The following is a 3118-nucleotide window of genomic DNA, read 5'->3' as shown; positions in this document are numbered from 1 at the left end:
GGGCCACCCCATGTTGTGGGGCTGCTTTTTGTTTAATAAACCCGCGCCGTAAAGCCCCACGGCCGGGGAATCCCCGGCCGTGTGCGTATCGCGTTGGTTCCGTAGTGCCGGGCCATGCCCGGCAGCCACGAATCAGAACGACCAGGTGAAGGTGATCGAGCCGTTGCGCTCGTCGCCGTAGGCACCGTAGCCGTTCACCTGTGACAGATACTTCTTGTCCAGCAGGTTGTTGAGGTTGGCCTGCACGCTGAACTGCGGGGCGATGCGGTAACGCACGAAGGCGTTGACCAGTGCGTAGCCGCCCTGTTCGATCTGGCCGTACGCCGGCACCGGGTAGTAGATGCGGTTCTGCCAGTTGGCACCACCACCGATGGTCAGGTCGGTCATCGACTGCGGGGTGTAGCTGGTGAACAGCTTGATCGCGGTCTGCGGCAGACGGGTGTTGATGTCGGTGCCGTTGACGTCCTTGGCGACGTAACGCGATGCGCCGAAGCTGGCGTTCCAGCCCGGAGCCAGTTCACCATTCACTTCCACTTCGAAGCCGCGGCTGACGGTGCCGCGTGCGCCGATGTAGGCGAACTCGTTCAAGCTGCCATTGACCGGAATGTTGGTCGCCTGACCGACGTTGTCCTGCTCGATGCGGAACACGGCAGCCGAAGCATTCAGGCGATCATCGAACCATGCGGCCTTGACGCCGACTTCGTAGCTTTTGCCGTCCACCGGGTCCAGGAAGCCGCCCTGCTGGTTCTTCAGCATCTGCGGCTGGAAGATCTCGGTGTAGGAGGCGTAGCTGCTCCAGGTGTCATTGAAGTCGTACACCAGGCCGGCGTACGGGGTGGTCACCTTGTGCGAGCGGTCCGCACCTTCACCTTCGCTCTTCCAGTCGGTGTAGCGCGCGCCCAGGATCAGCTTCAGCGGCTCGGCCAGCGACAGACGGGTGGCGGCGTAGGCCGCCTTCTGGGTGATGGTGCCCTCGCTGGCCAGCGCCAGCGAATTCCAGTTCGGTTCGCTGATGTCGCCGGTCCAGTTCAGGTAGCTGCTGAACGGGTCCCAGGTCAGGCCTGCGCCACCGATCTGGTAGTCACCGTAGTTGGCGTAGTCGCGCTTGTTGTAGCTGAGGCCGCCCATCACTTCATGCTTCAGGCCGAACAGCTCGAACGCGCCGCTGAAGTAACCGTCCACCGCGCTGACCTTGCGCTCGGTGTTGTAGAAGCCTGCGGACGGCGAGATGCCTGCACCGGTGTTCTTGTCGAACAACGAGGCACCGCTGACCCAGTCGTTGTAGGCCGGGTAGAACAGCTTGTCGTCGGCCTTGGTTTCGTCGTGGGTGGCGCCGATGCGGACCTTCCAGTCCTCATTGAAGGCGTGTTCCAACGTGGCGAACGCGCGCTTGCTGGTGGTGTCCCAGTAGGTCCACTTGGCGGCCGAGTTGAACGATTCGTCGTAGCCGGTCGAGCTGCCGTCGGAGTACAGCATCGGGAAACCACCCCAGGTCGCGCCATTGGCGCGCTTCTGCTGGTAGTCGTAGCCCACGCTCAGCTGGGTGTCCGGAGTCAGGTCGGCGTCGATGACGGCGTAGCCCAGCGTCTTGTGCTGGTCATAGCGGTCCATCTGCGATTCGGTGTCCAAGTAGCTGCCGATCACGCGTGCGCGCACCGAACCGCTCTTGTTCAGCGGGGTGGTCACGTCCACGGTGCTGCGGGTGCGACCCCAGCTGCCGACGTTGACCGAGACGCTGCCGGTCAGCTCGGCGCTGTCGGCGTGCTTGCGGATCAGGTTGACCGAGGCCGACGGGTTGCCCGCGCCGGTCAGCAGGCCGGTGGAGCCGCGCACGATTTCCACGCGGTCATAGATGGCCAGATCCAGGCCGGAATCGCCGTAGCTCCAGTTCTGCACCATCTGGGTGGGCAGGTTGTCGAACTGGTAGCTGTCGATGTAGAAGCCGCGTGCGTAGAACTCGGTGCGCTCGGTGTCGGACTGGGTGCTGCTGACACCAGTCGTGTTGCTCAGCACATCCAGGATGTCGTCGAGGTTCTGATCCTCGATGCGCTGGTGGCTGATGATGCTGATCGACTGCGGAATCTCACGCGGGGCGAGGTTGAAGCGGGTGCCGGCCGAGGTGCGGCGCACCGAGAAGCCTTCCGCGCGCTCGCCCTTGACCACGATCTTGTCCAGGGTGGTGGCGTCGGTGCTGTCCTGGGCAAAGGCCGGGGCGGCAGCGAAGGTAGCCAGCGCGACCAGCAGTGCCTGCGGCAGGCGGTGGTGGGGCAGGCGGCGGGACAGCACAGCGGTGCGACGGGTCATCAGCGGTTCCTGGGCAGCGGCGCGCGCCAGGCAACTCTCCACGCTGAGCCAGGCGGTGCGCGAAATAAGTGGGGGCAGGTCGTGGCTGGGCCTTGAATCCAAAGCACCGGGCTCGCTACTGATCGCCGCCGCGCCTTCCTGGTGCGAACGGGATCACACTATGTTAATGCGAATCATTGTCAGGCGCAATGCGACAACCAGTCGCGCTTCTGGCCCCGTCTTAACATCCCGGGGGCCAGGATGGCGGGCATTCCACCAGCGGGAGCACCCCGATGATTGCCAAGAACACGATCTGCCTCTGGTACGACGGCACCGCACTGGAGGCGGCCACCTTCTACGCGGCCACCTTCCCGGACAGCGCGGTCAACGCGGTGCACCGGGCCTCTTCCGACTATCCGGCGGGCAAGGCCGGCGACGTGCTGACCGTGGACTTCACAGTGCTGGGCATTCCCTGCATCGGCCTCAACGGCGGCCCGGCGTTCAAGCACAGCGAGGCGTTCTCGTTCCAGGTGGCGACCGACGACCAGGCTGAAACCGACCGCTACTGGGATGCCATCGTCGGCAACGGTGGCCAGGAAAGTGCCTGTGGCTGGTGCCGCGACAAGTGGGGGCTGTCCTGGCAGATCACCCCGCGGGTACTGACCGAGGCGTTTACCGGCAGTGACCCGGCGGTGGCCAAGCGCGCTTTCGAGGCGATGATGACAATGACGAAGATCGATGTGGCTGGCATCGAAGCGGCGGTAAAAGGCCCGTAGAGCCACGCCCTGCGTGGCTTCGCGGTGTCCAGGGGAATCGCAGCCACGCAGGGCGTGGC

The 3118-nt window shown here is 64.5% G+C and carries 2 protein-coding genes; one reads left to right on the top strand and one right to left on the bottom strand.

The genetic code is table 11. From position 1 onward, the window contains the following. Positions 1-132 precede the first annotated feature (132 nt). The gene (fhuE, locus tag QMX83_RS20875) at positions 133-2304 is read right to left on the bottom strand and encodes a ferric-rhodotorulic acid/ferric-coprogen receptor FhuE (RefSeq protein WP_282298537.1); all 2172 of its coding nucleotides are present in this window, start codon (positions 2302-2304) and stop codon (positions 133-135) included. Between the two features lie 272 nt (positions 2305-2576). Here fhuE and QMX83_RS20870 point away from each other — a divergent pair, with 272 nt between their 5' ends. Next, the gene (locus QMX83_RS20870) at positions 2577-3059 is read left to right on the top strand and encodes a VOC family protein (protein WP_282298536.1); all 483 of its coding nucleotides are present in this window, start codon (positions 2577-2579) and stop codon (positions 3057-3059) included. Positions 3060-3118 lie beyond the last annotated feature (59 nt).

The sequence above is a fragment of the Stenotrophomonas sp. PS02289 genome (genome assembly GCF_029960115.1).
Classification (GTDB): Bacteria; Pseudomonadota; Gammaproteobacteria; order Xanthomonadales; family Xanthomonadaceae; genus Stenotrophomonas.
This window is presented reverse-complemented; position numbering and strand designations above follow the sequence as displayed.

Excerpts from the sequence above, each read along its gene's own strand:
- fhuE (WP_282298537.1), bottom strand. The coding sequence starts at position 2,304 with ATGACCCGTCGCACCGCTGTGCTGTCCCGCCGCCTGCCCCACCACCGC.
- QMX83_RS20870 (WP_282298536.1), top strand. The coding sequence starts at position 2,577 with ATGATTGCCAAGAACACGATCTGCCTCTGGTACGACGGCACCGCACTG.